The 2,630-nt window shown below is 64.8% G+C and carries 3 protein-coding genes; all 3 read left to right on the top strand.

Annotated elements, in window-relative coordinates:
• A partial coding sequence (locus EOL86_13505; protein NCD26591.1) for a phenylacetate--CoA ligase family protein occupies positions 1 to 616 on the top strand: 616 nt, incomplete at its 5' end.
• 2 nt (positions 617 to 618) lie between these two features.
• Positions 619 to 1,809, top strand: a complete 1,191-nt coding sequence (locus EOL86_13510) for a PDZ domain-containing protein (GenBank protein NCD26592.1) — start codon at positions 619 to 621, stop codon at positions 1,807 to 1,809.
• Positions 1,809 to 2,624, top strand: a complete 816-nt coding sequence (locus EOL86_13515) for a bifunctional DNA-formamidopyrimidine glycosylase/DNA-(apurinic or apyrimidinic site) lyase (GenBank protein NCD26593.1) — start codon at positions 1,809 to 1,811, stop codon at positions 2,622 to 2,624. The genes EOL86_13510 and EOL86_13515 overlap by 1 nt, the downstream gene beginning before the upstream one ends.
• Positions 2,625 to 2,630: the final 6 nt, after the last annotated feature.

Here is a 2,630-nt window from a genome sequence, read left to right on the forward strand (position 1 = left end):
TGAAAAATTCTCCGAGAAGATGCGCTCCAACATGGAAAAGAAATTCGATCTGATCATGCGCCAGGGCTATGGCACGGCCGACGTCGGCTGCATCGGCTATGAATGCTTCCACAAAAACGGCCTGCACATCGCCAACCGGGCCTACGTCGAAATCTGCCATCCGGACACGGGCATTCCGCTCAAGGACGGCGAAGTCGGCGAGATCGTGGTCACGGCCTTCAACAAGACCTACCCGCTCATTCGTCTGGCCACGGGCGATTTGTCCTATATCGACCGCGCACCGTGCGCCTGCGGCCGGACCTCCCCGCGCCTGGGCAATATCGTCGGCCGCGTGGACACCACGGCCCGCATCAAGGGCATGTTCGTGTACCCGCACCAGGTCGAACAGGTCATTTCCGTGTTCGAGGAAATCAAACGCTGGCAGATCGAGGTCACCAACCCCGGCGGCATCGACGAGATGACGCTCTTGATCGAGGCCTCGAGCTTCAAGCGCGAAGAGGAACTGCTGCACATGTTTCGCGAAAAAATCAAAATCCGCCCGGCCCTGAAAATCCTCACCCCCGGCACCCTGCCGCCGCAGATCCGGTTCATCGAGGACAAACGCAACTGGGACTAACCATGAACACGTCGCGCTGTCTCGCGTTTCTGCTGCTGGCGATTCTCTGCGGCTGCGCCACCAAGCCCGCCACGGGGCCCCGTCCATCCTGGACGGCCCCGCCGGCGGGCACGTTTTTGGCGGCCTCGGGACAAATCCTGACCGAGGCCGACGTTGCCCGCATGGCCCAGGCCAGGGACTTCGTTCTCGTGGGCGAGGGACATACCAACCCCTGCGACCACGCGGCCCAGGCCCGCGTCATCACGGCCATGGTCCAGGCCGGACAAAGGCCGGCCATTGGCCTGGAGATGCTCCCGGTCACGGTCCAGCCCGTACTGGAGAAATTCAATGCCCGGCGCATCAGTGCCCGCGACCTTGGACGAGAGGTGGGCTGGGACAAGCTCTGGGGCTACCCCTACGAACAGTACCAGCCAATTTTCGAACTGGCCGAAACCCATGACCTGCCCGTGCTGGCCCTAAATATCCCACGGGCGGTGCTGACCAAGTTCCGCGACGCGGGCGAGGCGGCCCTCGATCCCGCCGAGCGCGCCCTGATTCCAGCCCGAATCATCGCGGTGAGCCCGGAACAAAAAAAGGCCCTGGAGGAGCAGGTCGGCCTGCACCAGAGCATGCGCGCGGCCGCGCGAAAAAGACCCCCCACTCCGGCCATGGCAAACATGGCCGAGCACTTTTTCCTGGTTCAGGCCGCCTGGGATTCCATGATGGCCGAACAGGCCTTGGCTTGGCACGCCAAGCTTGGCCGGCCCATGGTTGTCCTGGCCGGAGCCGGCCATGTCGAGCATGGCTGGGGAATTGAATACCGGCTGCGAACCCTGAACCCGAATTCCCGGGTTTTGGGAGTCATGCCCGTGCGCGACGGCGAGGATTTCGCGGCCCAGACCGATTCCGGTCCACGCGCCCAGCCGGGCGAGACCGTCTTTTTCGCCTGCGCGGCCCAACACAAAAGCCGCTTGGGCATGAATGTCGTCTTCGAGGCCGCGGGCATGCGCGTGGACGCCGTGGAGCCAGCTTCCGCCGCGGACCGGGCCGGACTCGAAGCCGGGGACATCCTCGTCGTGGCCGGCGACAAAAAGCTGGCCGAACCCACGGATCTTCACTTCGCGGCCATGGCCGCTTCCCGCCAGAAAAAACCCCTGGTCCTGAGCATCCGGCGCGGTGGCCGGACCCTAACGATCAACCTGCCCCTACGCTGATGCCCGAACTCCCCGAAGTGGAAACCATCGCCCGGGGCCTGGACCATCAGGCCAGAGGCCAGCGCATCGAAACCGCCCGCCTGCTCACGCCGAGTATCCGACGCGCCGGGGACGTGGACACCGTGCCCGGACGCGTCATCACGGGCGTGACCCGGCGGGCCAAGCTGTTGCTGATCGGACTCGACAATGGGTCCGTGCTCGCGTTCCATCTGAAGATGACCGGCCGGGTCTGGCTGGCGCGGACGGACGAGCCACTTCCCCTCCATGCGCACGCGGTTTTCGACCTCGCGAACTCGGACCGGATCATTTTTGAAGATCCACGACGTTTTGGATATTTGGGGCTGTTCTCGCCCAGGGAACTTGACGGCTGGAGCTTTTACGCCGCCCTGGGCCCCGAACCCCTGGAAACCACGCCCCATGTCTTGAGCCAGCGGCTGGCCGGGCGCCAGGCGCGCATCAAAAGCCTGCTCCTGAACCAAACGGTCCTGGCCGGCATTGGCAACATCTACGCCGACGAATCCCTGTTCGCGGCCCGCGTTCATCCCGCCAGCCGCGCCGCGCGAATTCCGGCGGCACGCCTGGATCGCCTGTGCGCCGAGCTCCAACGTATCCTACGCGCGGCCATTGCCGCCGGCGGCAGCACCATCAGCGACTACCGCGACGCCTACGGCAAAAGCGGACTCTTCCAAAACCACTTCCAGGTCTACGGCAAACGCGGCGCCCCCTGCCCCGGCTGCGGTCAGCCCCTGGTCACGGCCCGGATCGCCGGCCGCACGTCCACCCACTGCCCGCTCTGTCAGCGTTTGTACGTCTGAATCCGC

It is taken from the genome of Deltaproteobacteria bacterium, from assembly GCA_009930495.1.
Lineage (GTDB): Bacteria > Desulfobacterota > Desulfovibrionia > Desulfovibrionales > Desulfomicrobiaceae > Desulfomicrobium.

What these genes read in the sequence shown, in the direction of transcription:
- EOL86_13510 (NCD26592.1), top strand. Translation starts at nt 619, where the DNA reads ATGAACACGTCGCGCTGTCTCGCGTTTCTGCTGCTGGCGATTCTCTGC.
- EOL86_13515 (NCD26593.1), top strand. Translation starts at nt 1,809, where the DNA reads ATGCCCGAACTCCCCGAAGTGGAAACCATCGCCCGGGGCCTGGACCAT.